Origin of the sequence: Enterobacter chuandaensis (genome assembly GCF_039718975.1) — a bacterium.
Lineage (GTDB): Bacteria > Pseudomonadota > Gammaproteobacteria > Enterobacterales > Enterobacteriaceae > Enterobacter > Enterobacter chuandaensis.
On record NZ_CP097173.1, the window covers coordinates 4,027,803 to 4,048,102 of the forward strand.

Sequence of the window (20,300 nt, forward strand, 5' to 3'; positions counted from 1 at the left end):
CGCTTCATTGCGCCTTCCAGCATAAGTGGGTAAGCAAAACATATATAGTGTCAGCCTTTGTAAAATCTCTCGCTCCCCTCCATAGCTTCCGCCAAAATCATTTTACCCCGCAAATTCTGTGACGCAGAACGTTGGGCTTTGTTACAATTGGATTCACTTCGTTATTTTGTAAGTTAGTGCTTGCTAACCAGCCAATTAACAGGGAACAGTGTTGGCCACACCGCAATGTGTCCGCGAGCGACCATAATGAAATCACAACAATGTCGCCGTGCTGTTTGTCCCGGCTAACAGGCGTGACGTTAACCGATTTCCAGGAACACTGAATGGAACTTTTGACTCAACTGCTGCATGCCCTCTGGGCGCAGGATTTTGAAACGCTGGCCAACCCTTCCATGATTGGCATGCTCTACTTCGTCCTGTTTATGATCCTGTTCCTTGAGAATGGTTTGCTGCCTGCGGCCTTCTTACCAGGAGACAGTTTGCTGGTGCTTGTCGGCGTTTTGTGTGCCAAAGGCGCTATGGCGTTCCCACAGACCATTTTATTACTGACCGTCGCGGCCAGCCTTGGCTGCTGGGTGAGTTATATCCAGGGAAGATGGCTCGGTAATACCCGGATCGTCCAGAACTGGCTTTCTCATTTGCCTGCACACTATCACCAGCGGGCGCACCACCTTTTCCATAAGCATGGGCTTTCCGCGCTGCTGATTGGGCGCTTTATCGCCTTTGTCCGCACCCTGCTGCCGACCATTGCCGGACTTTCCGGGCTGAGCAGCACACGCTTTCAGTTCTTCAACTGGATGAGCGGTCTGTTATGGGTTCTGATCCTGACGACGCTGGGCTATGCGCTGGGTAAAACGCCGGTCTTCATGAAGTATGAAGATCAGCTGATGTCCTGCCTGATGCTGCTGCCTGTTGTTCTGCTGGTCTTCGGCCTGATTGGCTCTCTGGTTGTGCTGTGGAAGAAAAAATACGGAGCGCGAGGTTAACGATGGTTATCTCACCGCTCGCCATGCGCCGCTTTGCCTGTGCCTTTATTGCACTGGTGATGCTCAGCGCCGTACTGCTGGCCTGGAATACGCTTTCGCATCAGGATGCTACGCTTGCCATTCGTCCGGTAAACCAGGGGAGTGGTGTGCCTGACGGTTTTTCCGTCTGGCATCATCTGGATGCAAACGGAATCCGCTTTAAAAGCATTACCCCGCAGGACGATGTTTTACTGATCAAGTTTGATTCCCGTGCGCAGAGCGCTGCCGCGAAAGCGGTTCTTGACCGTACGTTGCCGCACGGCTATATCATTGCCCTGCAGGAAGATGACAACCCGCCAGCCGCGTGGTTGTCATTGATTCGCGATACGTCGCGTCGGTTTGGATAATTACCAGGATTCCGAATCTTTTCACTCACTTTGGTGAATCCCCCGTTTACTTACTATGCTTAAGTACGCGGAGCACCCCTCGAATGTACTCCGCATAATTTTGGATAGCGGCTTACGCCGCAACACAATGGAAGGTTTCGATAATGAAATTCCGCATGACTCTGGCTCTGGCCCTTTTTTCTTTAAGCACTGCGTCCTTCGCAAACTCTCTCTGTCAGGAGAAAGAACAGGATATTCAGCGTGAGATCGGTTATGCCGAAAAGCATAACAATCAGCACCGTGTTGATGGTCTCAAAAAAGCGCTGAGCGAAGTGAAGGCGAACTGTTCAGACAGCAAGCTACGTGCTGACCATCAGAAGAAGATCGCTGAACAGAAGGACGAGATAGCCGAGCGCCGTCACGACCTGCAGGAAGCGAAAGAGAAAGGGGATGCGGAAAAAATTGCTAAGCGCGAGAAGAAGTTGAAAGAGGCGCAGGACGACCTGAAAGCGCTGGAAGCTCGCGATTATTGAGTTAACGGAAATCTCAACAGGAGAGAATCATGTCAAAAGATACGACGTCTGAACATCTGCGCGCTGAACTGAAATCCCTGGCCGATACCCTTGAAGAGGTGCTGAACTCTTCTGCCGATAAGTCGAAAGAAGAAGTCAGCAAGCTGCGCAGCAAAGCGGAGCAGGCGCTGAAAGAGAGCCGTTATCGCCTGGGTGAAACCGGTGATGCGCTGGCGAAGCAGACCCGTGAAGCGGCTGCGCGCGCGGACGAATATGTACGTGATAACCCATGGACGGGTGTCGGAATTGGTGCCGCAGTCGGTGTGGTGCTGGGTGTCCTGCTGACGCGTCGTTAATATGGAAGATCCTCGTCACGCACAAGGGCCTGCTAATAACGTCCTCGGCATCGGCCAGCGTATTTTGACGACGCTGGTTGGGATTGCCGAAACGCGCGTCCGGCTGGCAGTGGTCGAACTGGAAGAGGAGAAAGCGAACCTCTTCCAGATGCTGCTGATGCTCGGGCTGACCATGCTCTTCGCCGCGTTTGGTTTGATGAGCCTGATGGTGTTAATCATCTGGGCCATTGACCCGCAGTATCGACTCAACGCGATGATTGCCACCACCGTCGTTCTGCTGGTCGCGGCGTTGATTGGCGGCATATGGACGATGCGTAAAGCGCGCAAGTCCACTTTCCTGCGCCACACGCGCCAGGAACTGGCTAACGATCGCGCCCTGCTGGAGGATGACAAGCCGTGAGCGATAAAGCGGAACGTCAGAAGCGAAAAGCGTACCTGTTAAGTCAGATCCAGCAGCAGCGGCTGGATCTGTCTGCCAGCCGCCGTGACTGGATCGACGCGACGCGACGGTTTGACCGTGGCTGGAATACCTTCCTGAGCCTGCGTTCGTGGGCGCTGGTCGGCAGCAGCGTGATGGCTATCTGGACGGTTCGTCATCCGAATATGCTCATCCGCTGGGCCCGACGCGGTTTTGGTGCCTGGAGCGCCTGGCGTCTGGTGAAGGCGACGTTGCGACAACAGCAGCTGCGGTGATAAACGCAAAACGGTAACTCAGGTTACCGTTTTTTGTTTTTGCGCACACTACCTTGCTCAATATCTTTGAAGAAGATTGACAGTTTTCCTTGCTAACAATTGCCACCCGCCCCGTTTATTATCCTCTCCATCGACAGCAGCGCCGCGGTATCTACCCGGAATTGCAGACAAATAATGTTCAGCCGCTCATGTGGTTTCCTGGAGAGTAAAATGAAAAAATTAGAAGATGTTGGTGTACTGGTCGCGCGTATTCTGATGCCAATTCTGTTCATCGTGGCAGGTTGGGGAAAAATCACCGGTTACGCGGGTACCCAGCAGTACATGGAAGCCATGGGCGTTCCGGGGTTCCTGTTGCCACTGACTATTCTGCTTGAGTTCGGCGGCGGCCTGGCGGTTCTGTTCGGTTTCCTGACCCGCACCACTGCGCTGTTTACCGCAGGCTTCACCCTGCTGACCGCGTTCCTGTTCCACAGCAACTTTGCGGAAGGCGTGAACTCACTGATGTTCATGAAAAACCTGACCATCGCGGGTGGTTTCCTGCTGCTGGCTATCACGGGTCCAGGCGCATACAGCATCGACCGCCTTCTGAATAAGAAGTGGTAAGCAGGCTATACTGACTGAACACAAAGCGAGGAAATATTTCCTCGCTTTTGCTATCTGACGGAGGAGAAAAAAATGGGACAACTCGTAGACGGCGTCTGGCAGGATGTCTGGTATGACACCAAATCCACCGGCGGACGCTTCAAGCGCTCTGTTTCGGCCTTCCGTAACTGGCTGACCGCCGACGGTGCTCCCGGCCCGAGCGGTGAAGGCGGCTTCGCGGCCGAGAAAGATCGTTATCATCTGTATGTTTCTCTCGCCTGCCCGTGGGCGCACCGCACGCTGATTGTTCGCAAACTTAAAGGGCTCGAATCCTTGATTCCGGTTTCGGTGGTGAACCCATTGATGCTGGAAAACGGCTGGACGTTCGACAGTGATTTCCCCGCCGCGACCGGTGATGACCTGTATCACCACGATTTCCTCTACCAGCTCTACCTGCGCGCCGATCCGCACTACACCGGCCGCGTTACCGTACCGGTGCTCTGGGACAAGAAAAACCAGACAATTGTCAGCAATGAGTCTGCGGAAATCATCCGCATGTTTAACACCGCGTTTGACGCGCACGGCGCCCGCGCCGGAGATTATTACCCGGTCGAGCTGCGGGATAAAATTGACGAGCTGAACGGCTGGATTTACGACAACGTGAATAACGGCGTCTATAAGGCCGGTTTCGCTACCAGCCAGGAAGCCTATGACGAAGCGGTCGGGAAAGTTTTTGAGTCCCTGGAACGACTGGAGCAGATCCTCGGCCAGCATCGCTATCTGACGGGCGATCGCCTGACGGAGGCGGATATCCGCCTGTGGACTACGCTTATCCGCTTTGATCCGGTTTACGTCACCCACTTCAAGTGTGATAAGCACCGTATCAGTGACTACCTGAATCTGCACGGTTTCCTGCGCGACATCTATCAGATGCCAGGGATCGCGGAGACGGTCGATTTTGACCATATTCGCACCCACTATTTCCGCAGCCATAAAACCATCAACCCGACGGGCATTATCTCCATTGGCCCGTGGCAGGACCTGGATGAGCCGCACGGGCGCGACGTTCGTTTTGGATAAATACGAAGGGCATCACCAGATGCCCTTTTTTAATTCACAATCTCCATCTATCCTTATCTCGATCGCTTAAAAAACAAGTGATTGACCGATTATTGAGGCAAGGAAAAAATGGACTGGTATTTAAAAGTACTGCGCAACTACATTGGATTTGGTGGCCGCGCCCGCCGCAAAGAGTACTGGATGTTCGTTCTGGTGAACTTCGTCTTGATTATGGTGCTGGGCATTGTGGATAAAATCCTCGGCTGGGAACGGGCGGGCGGTGAAGGCGTTCTCACTACGATTTATGGTCTGCTGGTATTGCTGCCTTCCTGGGCCGTGCTGTTCCGACGTCTTCATGACACCGATCGTTCGGCATGGTGGCTGCTGTTGCTGCTGATCCCGCTTGTTGGCTGGATCGTGATTTTGATTTTCAACTGTCAGAGCGGCACGCCGGGCGAAAACCGCTTTGGTCCGGATCCTAAGATCGGCGCGTAAATTCATGCCCGGTGGCGCTTACGCTTACCGGGCCTGCACGCTTATTTATTGTGATGCGCAAAAAGCTTTGGAATTTCGCGCAGACACCACGATTTGGCTTCACCCATGCTGTCGCGACGCCACGCCATAATAATGTCCACTTCGCTGGTATACTCCGGGCTCACCACCCGCAGTCGCCCTTCCGCGATATCTTTCTCTACAAATGGGTAGGGCATCGTCGCCACGCCCAAACCGGCCAGCAGCGCCTGCCGTTTGTCTTCCAGCGAGGTCACCGTCAGACGAGGCTGTTTATCCAGCAGCTGAACCGTCAGCACCGGACGTTCACGCGCGGTATCCGCCACCGCCACGCCGCGATACTTCACGCGCGTGACCTCAGAAAGCGGTTCCGGCTCCTGATGAATCGGGTGATCCGGCGCGGCAACGTAGACGTTCATGACGCTGTAAAGCTTGCGGGAGTTGATTTCCGAGGATGAGCGGAAGTGCATATCCGGCGCAATCACGATATCCGCCCTGCCCGTCTCCAGACGCTCCCACGCCCCGGCCAGCACCTCGGTGATGATCGACAGCTGCGTGTTGGCCTTCGCCGCCAGGCGATCCACCAGCGGGAACAGCGCTTCGGTTGGCACCAGCGCTTCGGTGACTAACGTCAGGTGGGTTTCCCAGCCTCGCGCCAGCGCTTCGGCATCCGTGGTGAGCTTGTCCGCCGCTTCCAGCAGGACACGACCGCGCTCCAGCAGCATCCGCCCCACGTTGGTGAATTTTGTTCGATGACCGGAGCGGTCAAACAGCACCACGTCCAGCTCTTCTTCCAGCTTCTGCATGGTGTAGCTCAGCGCAGACGGAACGCGCCCCAGTTCATCTGCCGCCGCAGCAAAACTCCCGCGTCGGTCAATCGCGTCCATGACGCGAAGCGCCTCAAGCGTCAATGCTCTCTCTTTAGCCATCTCGTTCTCATTCAGGAAATTTGAACATACCGGGCAGAATATCTGGCTAACAATGCAGCGTCCATACCTTTACCATTGATTTAGTGTAAAGAGAGGTCAAGTTTATGATTACGACAAGAACAGCTAAACAGTGCGGTCAAGCCGATTTCGGCTGGCTGCAGGCCCGCTACACCTTTTCCTTTGGACACTATTTTGACCCGAAACTCCTCGGTTACGCTTCATTGCGCGTATTGAATCAGGAAGTGCTCGCCCCGGGCGCCTCCTTCCAGCCGCGTACGTACCCGAAAGTCGATATCCTGAACCTGATCCTGGAAGGCGAGGCAGAATACCGCGACAGCGAGGGCAATCATGTCCAGGCAAAGGCTGGCGAAGCATTGTTAATTTCCACGCAGCCGGGCATCAGCTACAGCGAGCATAACCTCAGCAAAGATAAAACGCTGACCCGCATGCAGCTGTGGCTGGACGCCTGCCCTGAGCGGGAAAACCCGCTGGTACAAAAGATCGAACTGAAGGGCGACAAACAGCAGCTGATTGCCTCGCCTGATGGCAGCAAAGACAGCCTGCAGTTGCGTCAGCAGGTGTGGCTGCACCATATAGAGTTGAAGAAAGGTGAACAGGCGAGCTTCCAGCTGCACGGTCCGCGCGCCTATTTGCAGTCCATTCACGGTACGGTGCATGCGGTCACGCACGCGGAAGAGAAAGAAGCGCTCACCTGCGGCGACGGGGCATTTATTCGTGATGAAGCGAATATCACCCTGATTGCCGATACGCCGCTGCGCGCGCTGTTGATTGATTTGCCGGTTTAAAGAACCCACTCGCCCCTCTCCCCAGAGGGGTTGGGGTGAGGGGTGAAGGTCAATCGCTACACCTTACTCGCCATAATCTCAATAATCTGCCGATCCGTAGCCTGCATTGAGCGGCACGCCAGTGCGCATAGGTTGGCGATCGACTGCTCCACGTCGTGCGCCACAATCCCCTCGTTACCCGTCACGGCAGTATCATCCAGCGCCATCATTACCGCTTTCCAGGCGCTGCTGACGCTGGTTGAGACCTTCATAGCACAGCTGTTAGACGCACCATCGCAGATCATCCCGCTGACGTCACCGATCATACTGCCGATCGCCATGGAAATGGTCTGGTAAGAACCACCCATCAGCCACGCCATCCCCGCCGCAGCGCCCATCGCTGCCGTTGTCGCCGCACACAGTGCGGACAGGCGCGGAAGCTGATAATGAATATAGATCGCCGACAGATGCGAGAGCATCAGCGCCCGCGCCAGTCGTTCGTCATCAGCCTGAACGTGCTCAGCCACCACCACCACCGGCATGGTGGCCGTGATCCCCTGATTCCCGGAGCCAGAGTTGCTCATCGCTGGCAGCGTCGCGCCACCCATACGGGCATCCGAGGCCGCGCTGGTGCGGATAACAATGTCAGAGCCCAGATCCTGCGCCATCCATCCGCGTGTGCGCTGTTTATTGAGCGTCGCGCCAATGTGCAGCCCCCAGTTTCCGCCCAACCCTTCACGGGAGAGCGCATCGTTCAGACGCCCCGCATCAAGGATAAAGCGGATCGCGTCGAACGGTACCTGCTCGACAAACTCAAGGATCTGCGAGAGCGTGGTGTTTGACAGCACCGCCAGCGGATCGTTACTTACCTCAGCCTGCCGGTCGTCAAGCCTGAAGCGCGTTTCGCCCTGACAAACCACCTCCACCACGCGGGTATGTCCGCCTGCAATGGTCACCATGGCCGAGGCATCTCCGGCGTAAACGCAGGCTCGCGAATAGAGGATCTCATCGCACGGCTCCTGCAATTTCACCTGCACCAGGCCCGCGTTCAGCATCGCTTTGGCGCGTGCCAGCGCATCGGTGGTGGTATCTTTCAGCACCTCCAGCCCCGCCTGCGCATTGCCACCGATGGCACCCAGCGCCGCCGCAATGGGCAGCCCAACCATACCGGTGCCGGGCACCGTGACGCCAAGCCCGTTTTTCATCAGGTTTGGCGATACCCACGCCTCAATCTGCGTGACGTCGCCAGGCAGTTGCTCTGCAGCAATTGCGCAGGCAAGGGCCAGAGACACAGGCTCGGTGCACCCCAGTGCAGGCTTAACTTCTTCCTGCACCACGCGAATAAATTGATTCCATAAAGGATGAGTTTGCTCAGACATCGTTACGACCTTATTTGCCCTCAGGAAAACGCGAGGAAAGGAGAAACACAAAGCAGCAGCCCGGTAATGACAATAATCACCAGAGATACGCCTTTATATTTATGCAGTGCCGGTACCTTGTAGACCAGCCATGCAGGGATCAGGCAGCCCACCATGCCGAAGATGGGGCTACAGATAGAGGTGAAGCTCAGCACCGGCGCGTTTAACACGATCGCGCTCCAGGCCAGCAGGATGGCAAACAGCATAATCCCGCGCTGGACGGTGCTTTCATTGATTTTCTCTGCCGGCATTCTGCGGCGCAGGATGTTCATCACGATACCCTGCGTGGCCTCGCGAAAGCCCAGGTAGACGCCGAAAAATGCGGTCATCACGGCGAAGATGTTGAGGATCACGCTGACGATTTTGACCCAACCCGCGCCGTCGCCACTGATAAACTGCGCCGCAATCGCCAGGGCAGAAATGTTCTGCTCGTAGGCTTTAACCGCCTCGTCGTGCCCCATCGCCAGGGTGAAAGAAACGGCGTAGAAGAAGACCGTGACAAACAGTACGCCGAAGGCAATGTTCATTGCCCGCAGCGCCTTGTGGCGCGCCACTTCAACGGATTTTTCCCGCGAGCGATAGGAAATCACCATCGGGCTTAAGGTCTGAATAAACAGAATAGAGGTTAAGGTAAAGGGCAGCGTAATAATGGCATTTTTAATCAGCAGCCCCATCGGCGGCAGCATGCCCACGTTGGCTAAATGCCAGAGTCCAATCATTGAAAGACCCAGCGCGGCAACCACAAATAATTTGGTCAGCACCATCAGACTGGACACTTTAAACAGCAGCTTTTCACCGCGCGAGGAAATAGCGACCAGAATGCAGATCAGGAATAAACCGTAAAACGGGTTTTCCGAGAGCAAACCGTCGGTCACGCCGAAGGTGTGCAAATACGAGGCGCTGTCGTTAGTGATGGCCGTGGAATAGACGAACATCCAGATCACCAGCATGACGAAATAGAGCGCACCTAATAATATGCCCCAGTTCTTACCTAAATAACCGCTAATCACGCTCGGGTAGTCTTTGCACTCCGGCGATTCCGCCAGCGTATTAATAAACAGACGCTGGAACAGATACATGGCCGGATAACCAATAACTGAAGAGAGTAAAAATACCCACAGCCCCATTAATCCCACCTGCACCGGGAGAAAAACAATCCCCGCGCCGATAGCCATCCCGATACTCATGATGACCCAACCCGTGTCGGTGCTGTCGAATTTAATCGCCTCTCGCCATTCGCTTTCGCTCATTCCCGCCCGCCTTGCCGCAGGGGAATCATTCACAATCACACTGCTGTTTGTTGCCGTATTCATTGGGCACTCGCTTATTTTGTAGGGTAAACAGTTGTTTTTATTAGGTTCCGACCGCCAGCGATTGCGATTCAGAGAGCAGCAGGTGTTTGTTGTTGGTGTGAGAAAATCATAGCCGGAGCGAGAGAGAAAAAAGTCACAAGTTTTATGTGGATTTTCTTTGCGGGGAGTAAAAATTTCTATGATATCTTTAAACTAAGAAGAAATTTTCTAAAAGTGATACAGCTCAAAAAATCATATTATCCTTAAAATGAGAACGTTTCGGAATTTATAAAGATGAATGTCCTATTTTCAGCCCTTTCTTTTTTATAGGATGACATCTCAACAAACCATCTGATGATTATGGTTATACTATGGACACCGTTGAAGAACTCAATGGAACATACTTTTATAAAGGTGTATGTAACATCTCTGCATCTGAGTTATTTTTTTGGATTTTTCTGGATGCCACCGATGAACAGTATGGTGGATTAAAGGATGTAGTAATGATGGCCACGATGATTCTTGGCTTACCTATACTTGAAACAAGAACAAAGCCAGAAACGGCAACTATAGGTACATCTGTGGCATCTAAGTACCTGCGAGATCTTCTGAATGTCCAGTTACCACATCGATTACCTACAATTACACTTGCAAGCTTTAAATACAGAAAACCAATGTATACCAAAAATTTAGGTGCGTTCATTGGACGATGGATACCTGCATTAGGGATAACCATACTTGCTGCAGATGTGGCAATGATAAGTTACAAAACGCTTTCAAGATATAATACGATTGCTCACCCAAAAGACCGGATTTGGTGAAGATGAAAAATAAAACTGATGTTTTAAAATTCTTTAGGGACAATTTACCGGAACAAGGCACATTTACAGGTAAACGAATTCCCCTTGAGATAGATGATGTTTTACAGGATTACACCGATCTGGATGATATCTTATATGCCATTGAGAGATTCGAAAAAGAGTACCTTATCAAAGTGAAAACTGAAAATTATTTTCCCTGGACACAAACCTGGTTTTTCAGGAAATGGTTTACTAAAGAACCGGTTAAGCAAATAGCAAAGCCATTGACGGTAAGAATGTTTGCCGACGCGGTAAAAGCGGGTAAATGGATACATGATTGATTTATAAAAGGAGTTTTATAATGGCTGTTCCTGTTCACATTTGGTTCTATGACGACGGTGGCTCACTCATTAAAGGTTCATGTGATGTTCAGGATCGTGAAGGGAGCGTTGAAATTAGAGGTTTGACCCATAATTTGAGTATTCCAACCGATCCACTCTCCGGAAGGTTAACTGGAACGAGGAAACATGCTCCTTTCCTGTTCGAGAAAGAAATTGATAGTTCATCTCCCTATCTTTATAAGGCGGTAGCGACAGGGCAAAATCTTAAGAAAGTTGAGATTAAATATTATCGAATTAACGATGCAGGTTGGGAGGCCGAATATTTTAGAACTGAGCTGGAAGGAGTGAAAGTTGTCTCTATCTCCCCTATTGTTAACGATACTCGCAACTGCCCTGGTACTGGTCACCTAGAATCCATACAATTACGCTACGAAAAATCGACCTGGACTTATTGTGACGGGAATATTCAATTCTCTGATGCATGGAATGAACGGTCATCGGCATAATGGTCAGGTCCATTCCTCACAGAATCCAATTGAAGCGATTCTGTGAGGTTTCATTTTAGATGAATGATTCCTGAATCACTCTGCCAGCGCGTTAGCCATATCAGTTCTAATCTGCTTACGCTGTTCCGGCGTCAATACCTGGCTGACGTCGAAGTAGTATTTCACGCGGTAATAGCGGGTCTGCTCTTCAATTTTGCTGAAGGCGGCAAGCTGGCTCTTCACCGTGCTTTCGTCCCATTTACCCACCTGGAACATATCAATCAGCGCGCCGTCCTTCACGCCGGTCATCGGGATCTTGCTGACGTTTTCTTCCAGCTGCTTATGCAGGCCTTCAATCTTCTGCACCTGCTCGTTGCTGAGCTTCAGGTGCTGCACCAGCGGATCCTGTGACGGGGACGGGGCAGCTTCTACGTTCGCGGCCTGCGCCGTAAAACTGCACGCCGCCAGTGAGGCAGCAACCAAAACAATACGGGTCATTTTCATCATCTTACTGTCCTTACATTCTGTTATAGGAAAAAGCAGGAACATTGTTTTTCAAGAGCGGATGAATATGTGTGAGTAATTATATAAACAATTTTGTATGTCTAGCGGGCAAAAAAATGCCCCCTGTGCTGAGGGGGCATGAGAACGCACTTTTAGATAGATTGGGTAAACGTTCGCGAAATCACGTCCTGCTGCTGCTCGCGCGTCAGGGCGTTAAACCGTACCGCATAGCCGGATACGCGAATTGTCAGGTTCGGGTAGTTCTCCGGGTGTGCAATGGCATCCAGCAGCATCTCCCGGTTCATGACGTTGACGTTCAGGTGCTGCCCGCCCTCAATGGACGCTTCGTGGTGGAAGTACCCGTCCAGCAGCCCTACCAGGTTGGTTTTGCGCACCAGCGCGTCCTTGCCCAGCGCCTGCGGCACGATGGAGAAGGTGTACGAGATCCCGTCTTTAGCATAGGTGAACGGCAGTTTGGCGACCGAGGTTAACGAGGCCACCGCCCCTTTTCTGTCGCGCCCGTGCATCGGGTTTGCGCCCGGGGCAAACGGCGTGCCGCCGCGGCGTCCGTCCGGCGTGTTCCCGGTCTTCTGGCCGTAAACCACGTTGGAGGTGATGGTCAGGATCGACTGGGTTGGCACCGCGTTGCGGTAGGTTGGCAGCGCCTGAATTTTCTTCATAAAGCGCTCCACCAGATCGCAGGCAATGCTGTCCACCCGGTCGTCGTTGTTGCCGTACTGCGGGTAGTCCCCTTCAATCACGAAGTCGACCGCCAGGCCGGTATGGTCGCGCACCGGCTTCACCGTGGCGTATTTAATCGCCGACAGGGAATCCGCGGCTACCGACAGCCCGGCAATGCCGCAGGCCATAGTACGATAGACGTCCCGGTCGTGCAGCGCCATCAGCGAGGCTTCGTAGCTGTACTTATCATGCATATAGTGAATGAGATTCAGCGCGCTGATGTACTGCACCGCCAGCCAGTCCATAAAGTGATCGAGGCTCGCCATCACGGTGTCGTAGTCCAGCACGTCATCCAGCAGCGGCTCGGTTTTCGGGCCGACCTGGATCTTCAGCTTCTCGTCCACCCCGCCGTTGATCGCGTACAGCAGCGTTTTCGCCAGGTTGGCGCGTGCGCCGAAGAACTGCATCTGCTTGCCTATCACCATCGGGCTGACGCAGCAGGCAATAGCGTAGTCGTCGCTGTTGAAGTCCGCGCGCATCAGATCGTCGTTCTCATACTGCAGCGACGAGGTGACGATCGACACCTGCGCGGCGTATTTCTTGAACGCGATCGGCAGCTGTTCTGACCAGAGGATCGTCAGGTTCGGCTCCGGCGCAGGCCCCATAGTGTGCAGGGTGTGCAGATAACGGAAGCTGTTTTTGGTCACCAGCGTGCGTCCGTCCAGCCCCATCCCCCCGATCACTTCCGTCGCCCAGATCGGATCGCCGGAGAAGAGCGTGTCGAACTCCGGCGTGCGCAGGAAGCGCACCATGCGGATCTTCATGATGAAGTGGTCAATCAGCTCCTGGGCCTGGACTTCGTCCAGCCGTCCTGCCTGCATGTCGCGTTCGATGTAGATATCGAGGAACGATGCCGTGCGCCCCAGCGACATCGCCCCGCCGTTCTGGGATTTTACAGCGGCAAGATAGGCAAAATAGACCCACTGCACTGCTTCCCGGCCGTTCATCGCCGGACGTGAGATATCAAAGCCGTAGTTCGCCGCCATCTGCTGGATCTGGAGCAGCGCGCGCCTGTGCTCCGCCAGCTCCTCGCGCAGGCGGATCGTGGCTTCCAGATCGTCACCGCGCTCCAGCCTGCCCTGCAGATCCGTAAACTGGAGTTCACGCTCGCGCACCAGATAGCTGATGCCATACAGCGCCACGCGGCGATAGTCGCCGATGATGCGCCCGCGCCCGTAGCCGTCCGGCAGGCCGGTCAGCACGCCGGATTTGCGGCAGCGCATCATCTCCGGTGAATAGACGTCAAACACGCCCTGGTTGTGGGTTTTGCGCAGGTCGGTAAACAGGTATTCGAACTGCGGATCCATCTCCCTGCCGTAGGCTTCGAACGAACTTCGGATCATGTTGATCCCGCCATATGGATGCAGCGCGCGCTTGAGCGGTTTGTCAGTTTGCAGACCAACAATCGTCTCCAGATCCTGGTCGATGTAGCCGGGTCCGTGGGCGGTAATGGTGGTGGCAATGTTGGTGTCGAAATCCACCGGAGCGTGGGTGGCGTTCTCCTGGCGTATGCCGACCATTACCTTCTGCCACAGCGCCGTCGTTGCTGGCGTCGCCTGCGCGAGGAAAGCTTCATCCCCTTCATAAGGGGTGTAGTTATGCTGAATAAAATCGCGGACGTTGACGGCGTTTTTCCATTCTTCACCGCGAAACCCGGCCCATGCGTCGCTGTAAGGCGCGACGCCCGTATCGATTGTTACTTTCATGTATTTCTCGCTTTATCAGGCGTAAGCCGCAGCCGGGGTGACCTTCCCAAGACGGAGGGCGTCCAGCGCGATCATTTTTTCTTCGTTGGTAGGAACTACCGCGCAGGCCACGCGGGACGACTCGGTGGAGATCACGCGCTCACCCGCACTGCCCGGCAGGGCGTTTTTGGCGTCGTCGAGGATGATGCCGAACACTTTCAGATGTTCGGCCACCAGCGCGCGGACAAGCGTCGAGTTTTCACCAATGCCACCGGTAAAAATCACGCCGTCCAGACGGTGCAGCGACGCGGCGTGGCCCGCAATGTGTCGCGCAATGCGGTGAACAAAGGTGTGTATTGCCAGTTGTGCCCGCTCGTTACCCTCGTGCCAGGCTTTTTCCAGCGCGCGTAAATCGGAGGAGATGCCGGAGATCCCCAGCAATCCGGACTCTTTATTCACCACGCGCTCCAGATCTTCAAACGACTGGCCGGTCTGCTGGGCAATCCACGCCATCGCGCCAAAATCCACGTCGCCGCAGCGCGTGCCCATCACCAGCCCTTCCAGCGGCGTCATCCCCATGGAGGTGTCAACGCTCTCGCCGTTGCGCACCGCACAGATGGACGCCCCGTTGCCGAGATGGGCAATCACCAGGCCGCTGTCATCGGGGGACAGCCCGAGAAGCGCGTGCGCCTGCCCGGCCACGTAGCGGTGAGAGGTGCCGTGGAAGCCGTAGCGCCGCACGCCCAGCGCTTCAAAATAGCGGTACGGCAGACCGTACAGATACGCCTGCGGTGGCAGCGTCTGGTGGAAGCTGGTATCAAACACCGCCACCTGCTGCACGCCAGGGAACAGACGCTCTGCGGCTTCCACGCCGCTCAGGTTGGCGTAGTTATGCAGCGGCGCCAACGGGGAGACCTGGCGGATTTGCTCAATCACCTCTTCCGTGATCAGGGTCGACTCGCTGAAGAGGTCGCCACCGTGCGCAATGCGGTGGCCAATTAAGGCCACGCTGCTCATCAGGTTACGCTTCTCCAGCTCCAGGGCGATGGCAGCCAGCGCCCCTTCGTAGTCCTGGTGAGCCAGCCTGGCCGGCTCACCCCCGTTCACGGAAATAAAGGCCTTCTCGGTGTTGATGCCGTCCGCGATGCCCGTCAGCAGGGCATCGCAGCTTGCTGCATCCAGCACCGAAAACTTAACAGAGGACGATCCGCAGTTAATAACCAGTACTACCGGAAACTCAATCATCATATGACTCCGCTCTTCCTGAGCTTTGGGTTAGAACAATTTGTAAACGATATTCAGAATGGTCAGCAGGCCGACCACGGTAACGAAGATGTTCTCGGTGCGGCCTTTGTATTTCGCCAGCGCAGGCGCCTTGCGGATGGCGTACATCGGCAGCAGGCACAGCAGAGAGGCGATGATTGGCGCGCCCATGGCTTCAATAAGGTCCAGAATGTTCGGGTTGGCGTAGGCCACAACCCAGGTGGAGCCCATGATGAACACCATGCTGATAGTGTTCAGCTTGCCAACAGAGACTTTCTTCTTATCGCCCTTGTAGCCGAACTTGAGGATCAGGCCGTTCAGCCCTTCCAGCGTGCCCAGGTAGTGGCCAAAGAAGGATTTGAAGATAGCGACCAGCGCGATGATGGAGGCCCCGTATTCGAGCACCGTCGCGAACGTGGATTTGCTTCCGGACATCGACGCGAAGTGGTTCGCCAGGTAAGAGAGCACCGGAATGTTCTGCGCTTTGGCGTCCGCCATGTTCTGCGGAGAGAGCGTAAACAGGCAGCTGAAGGCGAAGAACATCACCACGGCAACCATCAGCATGCTGGCGCGACCGATGATTTTGGAACATTTCTGCTCGGTAAACTCTTTCCCGAACTCCGGCTCGTACTCTTCGCGCTTGGAGACCACGAACGAGGAGACGATAGGTGAGAAGTTGAAGGAGAAAACCATGATGGAGATACCCAGCCACACCGTGACCAGAATGCCGTCATGACCGGTGAAGGCGATATCGCTCAGGTTGACCTGGTCGATTACCGCCGAGTTCCAGTACGGGATCAGCGACAGGGAAATCAGCACCAGGCTGGCGATGAACGGGAACACCAGGTAGCTCATCACCTTCACCATCAGGTCTTTACCGAACCAGATAACAAAAGCCATCAGCAGCAGCAGGAACAGCGCCACCACGCCGCGGTTCAGCGCGGGCATCTGGAGCTGGTTTTCCCAGAAGGTCATAAAGGTGTTGGTAATGGTGACGCCGTAAATCCACAGCAGCGGGCAAATCGCAAAGAAATAGAGGAAAGTGATCACCACCCCACCGGTTTTACCGAAGTGCTCTTCCACCGTTTCGGTGATGTTGCCGGAGACGTTACTGCCAGACAGGCACAGGCGCGCCAGCGCGCGGTGGCAGTAAAACGCAATCGGGAAGGCGAGTACCAGCATCAACAGGATGGGGATCAAGCCGCCAAAGCCTGCGCGAATGGGGAAGAACAGCACGCCTGCGCCAATGGCGGTACCAAACAGGCCAAGCGTCCATGTGGTGTCAGACTTACGCCAGGAAGACGTTTTTGTCTGGCCAACGATAATGCTTTCTGTGTTGCTCATAGGTCACCTTTATGCGTCAACGAAGCCGGTAATTTGGGAAACACGGGAGAGATCGATATTGCCACCGGAAATAATGCAGACGGTTTTACGGCCCTGAATATAGTGGTCAAGCTTGCCGCTTAATAACGCCGCGCAGGCCAGCGCGCCCGCGCCTTCCGTCACCACTTTATTTCGCTGAATAAGCGCGATCATGCTGTTGCGAATATCGTCTTCGCTGACCAGTACAATGTCGTCAACTAATTCACGAACAATTTCGAAGGTTAATTTTCCCGGACGAGACACGTCGCAGCCGTCGGCTAATGTGCCAGCAACACGATGATTGGTTATTTCTCCGGTCTGATAAGAGGCCGCCATCCCGTGAACGTTTTCAGACTGTACACCGATAATATTAATGGTCGGGTTGATGGATTTAATTGCTGTCGCAATACCGGCAATTAATCCGCCACCGCCGATGGGTACAATCACGTTATCCACGTCGTATAAATCTTCGAGGATTTCCAGGCCGATGGTGCCCTGGCCGGCGATTACTTTCGGGTCATCATAAGGCGGGATAAATATGCGCCCTTCCATCTCGACGATTTCGCTCACTTTGGCGATGGTGTCGTTAAAGTTCTCGCCGTGCAGCACCACTTCAGCGGAGTAGTCGCGGGTAGCGGCAACCTTGGATTTCGGCGCGCCCATCGGCATCACCACTTTGCCGTCAATACCGAGCATGGCACAGGAAAGCGATACGCCCTGCGCGTGGTTTCCAGCGGAGCAGGCAACTACGCCTTTGCGTTTTTCCGCGTCGGTCAGCGAGCTTAATTTATTAAACGCACCGCGAATTTTAAACGAACCGGTGCGCTGCATGTTTTCAAATTTCAGGAATATCTCACCCTTACACCGTTCGCTGAGATAATTTGAGCGCGGCATGCCGGTTTTATAGATTTTTCCTGCCAGCCGCTTTCTGGCATCCTGTATATCTTCAATCGTAACCGGGAGATCGTAAGTAATATGCATAATTTCCTCGTTATAATAATTCATTCTTTTCAGGCAAAGTCAGGGTATCAGAGCATAAAGAACAAACTCTGGGTGTTTTTTAAATGATTAAATACTTTCCAGGGAATTAATATTTCATCGTCGTCTTTCGCTGGTCATTGAGGCATATTGTTTTGCCAGCTCAACTAATACTGACGCCGATTTTTTAATTCTGTAATTTTTCGACCACACAGCGGCATAACGCGCCACGGGTAATTCATCTTCCACCGGCAGCACAATAAATTGATCGGAACCGAACGGTGCAATCATGTCGCGAGGAATGACCGTCAGATAATCGGCATTCAGCACAAGGTTATAAATGGTGACGACGGAATCGGTCTGGACGATGCTTTCAATGCTGATGTGGTTGTCTTGCAGGGTAGTCAGGAGTTCTTTGTAGTAGCCCATGTCGGTTTGCGGCATCACCCACTGCTCGTGCGTGAGCGATGCCAGTGTCGTCGGGCCGGTGCACGTTCGTGATTTACTGGCGACCAGCACAAACTCGGGGCTTTGTTGAATAAATCAGATTTCGGGTAAGTCTCCCCCGTAGCGGGTTGTGTTTTCAGGCAATACGCACGCTTTCAGGCATACCTGCTTTCGTCATTTTGTTCAGCGCTCGCACCACGGCCAAAGCCTCCGCAACCTGACCATCGTAGTCACGCAGCGTCAGTGAACCCCCGAACAGCTGTTTTACCCGGTACATCGCCGTTTCCGCTATCGAGCGACGGTTGTAATCTGTTGTCCATTTCCACCGCGCATTACTCCCGGTCATTCGCTGATTAGCCACTGCACGGTTACGGTCTGCATATTCACCGGGCCAGTAACCCGCACCTTTTCGGGGTGGGATAAGCGCGCTGATTTTCTTACGCCGCAGTTCATCGTGACAGAGCCGGGTGTCGTAAGCGCCGTCTGCCGATGCTGCCCTGATTTTTCTGTGAGTCTGCCGGATAAGACCCGGGAAGGCTTCTGAGTCCGTCACATTGTTCAGCGACAGGTCAGCGCAGATGATTTCATGTGTTTTACTGTCAACGGCGAGATGCAGCTTACGCCAGATACGGCGGCGTTCCTGGCCATGCTTTTTGACTTTCCACTCGCCTTCACCGAAGACCTTCAGCCCGGTGGAATCAATTACCAGGTGTGCGATTTCACCCCGGGTGGGCGTTTTGAAACTGACATTAACCGACTTTGCCCGCCTGCTGACACAGCTGTAATCCGGGCAGCGTAGCGGAACGTTCATCAGAGAAAAAATGGAATCAATAAAGCCCTGCGCAGCGCGCAGGGTCAGCCTGAATACGCGTTTAATGACCAGCACAGTCGTGATGGCAAGGTCAGAATAGCGCTGAGGTCTGCCTCGTGAAGAAGGTGTTGCTGACTCATACCAGGCCTGAATAGCTTCATCATCCAGCCAGAAAGTTATGGAGCCACGGTTGATGAGGGCTTTATTGTAGGTGGGCCAGTTGGTGATTTTGAACTTTTGCTTTGCCAAGGAACGGTCTGCGTTGTCGGGAAGATACGTGATCTGATCCTTCAACTCAGCAAAAGTTCGATTTATTCAACAAAGCCCAAACTCGGATTCAAACAGCGGCTCGACGTGCAGATCCTGCAACAGCATTTCGTCGCTCAACGTGCCGATGGCGAAATCCAGCCGACCGTCGCGAATGGCCGGAAGGAAAGAGGAGAGCTGGGCTTCATACATCGATACGCGCGCTTTCGGGAACACTTCCTTGAATTTTTTGATCATTTCGGACAAGAAGGTGAAGCCGATCAGCGATGGATAGCCAAAGGAGACGTCCATGACGGTACTGAAACTGAGGCTGTTAATTTCGCTCACCATGTTTTTCATTTCGCGGGTGATCGACTCTGAGTACGAGAGCAGAACCTGCCCGGCAGCGGTCAGTTTTACGCCGGTATTTTTACGCACCATCACTTCCACGCCGAAGTAAGATTCGATGTCGCTGATGATTTTGCTGACGGCGGGTTGCGTCAGGCCCAGCTGTCTTGCGGCAGAACCTATGGAGCCACTTTTAATGACTTCCTGAAATACAACGAGGTGCTGTGTTTTCGGTAGAATAATAGTGTTCATAATATTCTGCGCTTATTTCCCTATGACGCAGCGGATTCTACCCAATATTGTTTAAGGGGGTATGTGCTGTCACTCACAATTTGCTTTTTCGTGCATTATACGGGAACAACAAGAACCTAAAAAACATCATAAAATCAATATAATAGATAAATACAGGCACACCATTACGCTGATATCGATCAATAAAAGCAGCAGTAATAAATTTATTTTATGGCGATAACTTTGATAAATTTTTCTGCGTTAAAAAAATCAGTAAAGACGATCTTTCAGGCAATTAAAGGCCAATAAATAACCGTTATTCCGTTGAAACATTCTTTCAAATTATCAAATTTTGCAGTGGCTTTTTCGTCGGCGAAGGATAAAGAGTGGAATACGTCACACATTCACATGATGAATGTTTTTAATTTCAATATGTTTATATCAAATAAGAAAATATTTGCGATCGTTCAGTTAACATTCGCAACAAATTAACAATACTGTAAATTCACTCTTTTTTAGCGCGAAATTTTGTGATGGCGATCATCTGCGAGAGGCACAGCGATACTGGAAG

At 53.4% G+C, this 20,300-nt stretch carries 22 protein-coding genes and 2 pseudogenes; 13 read left to right on the forward strand and 11 right to left on the reverse strand.

The window, feature by feature from the left end; all coding sequences use genetic code 11:
• The first annotated feature begins 323 nt into the window (after window positions 1-323).
• The 9 genes from yqjA (at window position 324) to MX657_RS19375 (ending at window position 5,048) form a co-directional block, all read left to right on the forward strand.
• Window positions 324-986 carry a DedA family general envelope maintenance protein YqjA gene (gene yqjA / locus MX657_RS19335; RefSeq protein ID WP_045286330.1) on the forward strand — a complete coding sequence of 221 codons (663 nt, stop codon included), beginning with the start codon at window positions 324-326 and terminating at the stop codon, window positions 984-986.
• Between the two features lie 2 nt (window positions 987-988).
• Window positions 989-1,372, forward strand: coding sequence for an EnvZ/OmpR regulon moderator MzrA (mzrA, locus tag MX657_RS19340; RefSeq protein ID WP_080328277.1), 384 nt, complete (start codon window positions 989-991; stop codon window positions 1,370-1,372).
• A 143-nt stretch (window positions 1,373-1,515) separates the two neighbouring features.
• Complete coding sequence (locus tag MX657_RS19345) at window positions 1,516-1,884, forward strand: DUF1090 domain-containing protein (protein ID WP_080328278.1); 369 nt, start codon at window positions 1,516-1,518, stop codon at window positions 1,882-1,884.
• A gap of 29 nt (window positions 1,885-1,913) precedes the next feature.
• Complete coding sequence (locus MX657_RS19350; protein ID WP_008503141.1) at window positions 1,914-2,219, forward strand: DUF883 family protein; 306 nt, start codon at window positions 1,914-1,916, stop codon at window positions 2,217-2,219.
• A 1-nt stretch (window position 2,220) separates the two neighbouring features.
• A complete protein-coding gene (locus MX657_RS19355; RefSeq protein ID WP_013098867.1) occupies window positions 2,221-2,619 on the forward strand; it encodes a phage holin family protein in 399 nt (132 codons plus the stop codon).
• Window positions 2,616-2,912 carry a YqjK-like family protein gene (locus MX657_RS19360; protein ID WP_014885330.1) on the forward strand — a complete coding sequence of 99 codons (297 nt, stop codon included), beginning with the start codon at window positions 2,616-2,618 and terminating at the stop codon, window positions 2,910-2,912. Before MX657_RS19355 ends, MX657_RS19360 begins: the two co-directional genes overlap by 4 nt.
• Window positions 2,913-3,122: 210 nt before the next feature.
• Entirely contained in the window at window positions 3,123-3,515 is a 393-nt protein-coding gene (locus MX657_RS19365) for a DoxX family protein (RefSeq protein WP_010435893.1), read from the forward strand.
• 72 nt (window positions 3,516-3,587) lie between these two features.
• A complete protein-coding gene (locus MX657_RS19370; protein WP_217480338.1) occupies window positions 3,588-4,574 on the forward strand; it encodes a glutathione S-transferase family protein in 987 nt (328 codons plus the stop codon).
• Window positions 4,575-4,682: 108 nt separating this feature from the next.
• A complete protein-coding gene (locus MX657_RS19375; RefSeq protein ID WP_061096989.1) occupies window positions 4,683-5,048 on the forward strand; it encodes a DUF805 domain-containing protein in 366 nt (121 codons plus the stop codon).
• A gap of 41 nt (window positions 5,049-5,089) precedes the next feature.
• On the opposite strand, the gene yhaJ is transcribed toward MX657_RS19375, so the two are convergent.
• On the reverse strand, window positions 5,090-5,992 hold the full coding sequence (yhaJ, locus tag MX657_RS19380; protein ID WP_003862655.1) for a DNA-binding transcriptional regulator YhaJ: 903 nt from the start codon (window positions 5,990-5,992) through the stop codon (window positions 5,090-5,092).
• Window positions 5,993-6,096: 104 nt separating this feature from the next.
• Here yhaJ and MX657_RS19385 point away from each other — a divergent pair, with 104 nt between their 5' ends.
• Window positions 6,097-6,798 carry a pirin family protein gene (locus MX657_RS19385; protein ID WP_346806479.1) on the forward strand — a complete coding sequence of 234 codons (702 nt, stop codon included), beginning with the start codon at window positions 6,097-6,099 and terminating at the stop codon, window positions 6,796-6,798.
• 56 nt (window positions 6,799-6,854) lie between these two features.
• Here the strand turns inward: MX657_RS19385 and MX657_RS19390 are convergent, their stop codons facing one another.
• Window positions 6,855-8,156 (reverse strand): serine dehydratase subunit alpha family protein, encoded by a 1,302-nt coding sequence (locus MX657_RS19390; protein WP_346806481.1) that lies wholly within the window; start codon window positions 8,154-8,156, stop codon window positions 6,855-6,857.
• Window positions 8,157-8,176: 20 nt separating this feature from the next.
• The gene (locus MX657_RS19395) at window positions 8,177-9,508 is read right to left on the reverse strand and encodes an amino acid permease (RefSeq protein ID WP_119916457.1); all 1,332 of its coding nucleotides are present in this window, start codon (window positions 9,506-9,508) and stop codon (window positions 8,177-8,179) included.
• 350 nt (window positions 9,509-9,858) lie between these two features.
• Here MX657_RS19395 and MX657_RS19400 point away from each other — a divergent pair, with 350 nt between their 5' ends.
• The 3 genes from MX657_RS19400 to MX657_RS19410 are packed head-to-tail and all read left to right on the forward strand — an operon-like array spanning window position 9,859 to window position 11,134.
• On the forward strand, window positions 9,859-10,308 hold the full coding sequence (locus MX657_RS19400) for an STM2901 family protein (RefSeq protein WP_346806483.1): 450 nt from the start codon (window positions 9,859-9,861) through the stop codon (window positions 10,306-10,308).
• 2 nt (window positions 10,309-10,310) lie between these two features.
• Entirely contained in the window at window positions 10,311-10,628 is a 318-nt protein-coding gene (locus MX657_RS19405) for a DUF1493 family protein (protein WP_346806484.1), read from the forward strand.
• A gap of 20 nt (window positions 10,629-10,648) precedes the next feature.
• Complete coding sequence (locus tag MX657_RS19410) at window positions 10,649-11,134, forward strand: Hcp family type VI secretion system effector (protein ID WP_346806486.1); 486 nt, start codon at window positions 10,649-10,651, stop codon at window positions 11,132-11,134.
• Window positions 11,135-11,209: 75 nt separating this feature from the next.
• Here MX657_RS19410 and MX657_RS19415 read toward each other — a convergent pair whose 3' ends face one another.
• From MX657_RS19415 to tdcA, 8 genes and pseudogenes are all read right to left on the reverse strand, one after another.
• Window positions 11,210-11,620 carry a Spy/CpxP family protein refolding chaperone gene (locus MX657_RS19415; protein ID WP_346806488.1) on the reverse strand — a complete coding sequence of 137 codons (411 nt, stop codon included), beginning with the start codon at window positions 11,618-11,620 and terminating at the stop codon, window positions 11,210-11,212.
• 149 nt (window positions 11,621-11,769) lie between these two features.
• Window positions 11,770-14,064, reverse strand: a complete 2,295-nt coding sequence (gene pflB / locus MX657_RS19420; RefSeq protein WP_346806490.1) for a formate C-acetyltransferase — start codon at window positions 14,062-14,064, stop codon at window positions 11,770-11,772.
• 15 nt (window positions 14,065-14,079) lie between these two features.
• Window positions 14,080-15,288 carry a propionate kinase gene (tdcD, locus tag MX657_RS19425; RefSeq protein ID WP_346808578.1) on the reverse strand — a complete coding sequence of 403 codons (1,209 nt, stop codon included), beginning with the start codon at window positions 15,286-15,288 and terminating at the stop codon, window positions 14,080-14,082.
• Between the two features lie 30 nt (window positions 15,289-15,318).
• Window positions 15,319-16,650 (reverse strand): threonine/serine transporter TdcC, encoded by a 1,332-nt coding sequence (tdcC, locus tag MX657_RS19430; protein ID WP_061096983.1) that lies wholly within the window; start codon window positions 16,648-16,650, stop codon window positions 15,319-15,321.
• Window positions 16,651-16,659: 9 nt separating this feature from the next.
• Window positions 16,660-17,649, reverse strand: coding sequence for a bifunctional threonine ammonia-lyase/L-serine ammonia-lyase TdcB (gene tdcB, locus MX657_RS19435; RefSeq protein ID WP_346806491.1), 990 nt, complete (start codon window positions 17,647-17,649; stop codon window positions 16,660-16,662).
• 114 nt (window positions 17,650-17,763) lie between these two features.
• A pseudogene (locus MX657_RS19440) lies at window positions 17,764-18,171 on the reverse strand (LysR substrate-binding domain-containing protein); the annotation flags it as partial.
• Between the two features lie 58 nt (window positions 18,172-18,229).
• A complete protein-coding gene (locus MX657_RS19445) occupies window positions 18,230-19,198 on the reverse strand; it encodes an IS5-like element IS903B family transposase (protein WP_429844281.1) in 969 nt (322 codons plus the stop codon).
• A gap of 27 nt (window positions 19,199-19,225) precedes the next feature.
• A pseudogene (gene tdcA, locus MX657_RS19450) lies at window positions 19,226-19,750 on the reverse strand (transcriptional regulator TdcA); the annotation flags it as partial.
• Window positions 19,751-20,300 lie beyond the last annotated feature (550 nt).

Excerpts from the sequence above, each read along its gene's own strand:
- yqjA (WP_045286330.1), top strand. The coding sequence starts at position 324 with ATGGAACTTTTGACTCAACTGCTGCATGCCCTCTGGGCGCAGGATTTT.
- mzrA (WP_080328277.1), top strand. The coding sequence starts at position 989 with ATGGTTATCTCACCGCTCGCCATGCGCCGCTTTGCCTGTGCCTTTATT.
- MX657_RS19345 (WP_080328278.1), top strand. The coding sequence starts at position 1,516 with ATGAAATTCCGCATGACTCTGGCTCTGGCCCTTTTTTCTTTAAGCACT.
- MX657_RS19350 (WP_008503141.1), top strand. The coding sequence starts at position 1,914 with ATGTCAAAAGATACGACGTCTGAACATCTGCGCGCTGAACTGAAATCC.
- MX657_RS19355 (WP_013098867.1), top strand. The coding sequence starts at position 2,221 with ATGGAAGATCCTCGTCACGCACAAGGGCCTGCTAATAACGTCCTCGGC.
- MX657_RS19365 (WP_010435893.1), top strand. The coding sequence starts at position 3,123 with ATGAAAAAATTAGAAGATGTTGGTGTACTGGTCGCGCGTATTCTGATG.
- MX657_RS19370 (WP_217480338.1), top strand. The coding sequence starts at position 3,588 with ATGGGACAACTCGTAGACGGCGTCTGGCAGGATGTCTGGTATGACACC.
- MX657_RS19375 (WP_061096989.1), top strand. The coding sequence starts at position 4,683 with ATGGACTGGTATTTAAAAGTACTGCGCAACTACATTGGATTTGGTGGC.
- yhaJ (WP_003862655.1), bottom strand. The coding sequence starts at position 5,992 with ATGGCTAAAGAGAGAGCATTGACGCTTGAGGCGCTTCGCGTCATGGAC.
- MX657_RS19385 (WP_346806479.1), top strand. The coding sequence starts at position 6,097 with ATGATTACGACAAGAACAGCTAAACAGTGCGGTCAAGCCGATTTCGGC.
- MX657_RS19390 (WP_346806481.1), bottom strand. The coding sequence starts at position 8,156 with ATGTCTGAGCAAACTCATCCTTTATGGAATCAATTTATTCGCGTGGTG.
- MX657_RS19395 (WP_119916457.1), bottom strand. The coding sequence starts at position 9,508 with ATGAATACGGCAACAAACAGCAGTGTGATTGTGAATGATTCCCCTGCG.
- MX657_RS19400 (WP_346806483.1), top strand. The coding sequence starts at position 9,859 with ATGGACACCGTTGAAGAACTCAATGGAACATACTTTTATAAAGGTGTA.
- MX657_RS19405 (WP_346806484.1), top strand. The coding sequence starts at position 10,311 with ATGAAAAATAAAACTGATGTTTTAAAATTCTTTAGGGACAATTTACCG.
- MX657_RS19410 (WP_346806486.1), top strand. The coding sequence starts at position 10,649 with ATGGCTGTTCCTGTTCACATTTGGTTCTATGACGACGGTGGCTCACTC.
- MX657_RS19415 (WP_346806488.1), bottom strand. The coding sequence starts at position 11,620 with ATGATGAAAATGACCCGTATTGTTTTGGTTGCTGCCTCACTGGCGGCG.
- pflB (WP_346806490.1), bottom strand. The coding sequence starts at position 14,064 with ATGAAAGTAACAATCGATACGGGCGTCGCGCCTTACAGCGACGCATGG.
- tdcD (WP_346808578.1), bottom strand. The coding sequence starts at position 15,288 with ATGATTGAGTTTCCGGTAGTACTGGTTATTAACTGCGGATCGTCCTCT.
- tdcC (WP_061096983.1), bottom strand. The coding sequence starts at position 16,650 with ATGAGCAACACAGAAAGCATTATCGTTGGCCAGACAAAAACGTCTTCC.
- tdcB (WP_346806491.1), bottom strand. The coding sequence starts at position 17,649 with ATGCATATTACTTACGATCTCCCGGTTACGATTGAAGATATACAGGAT.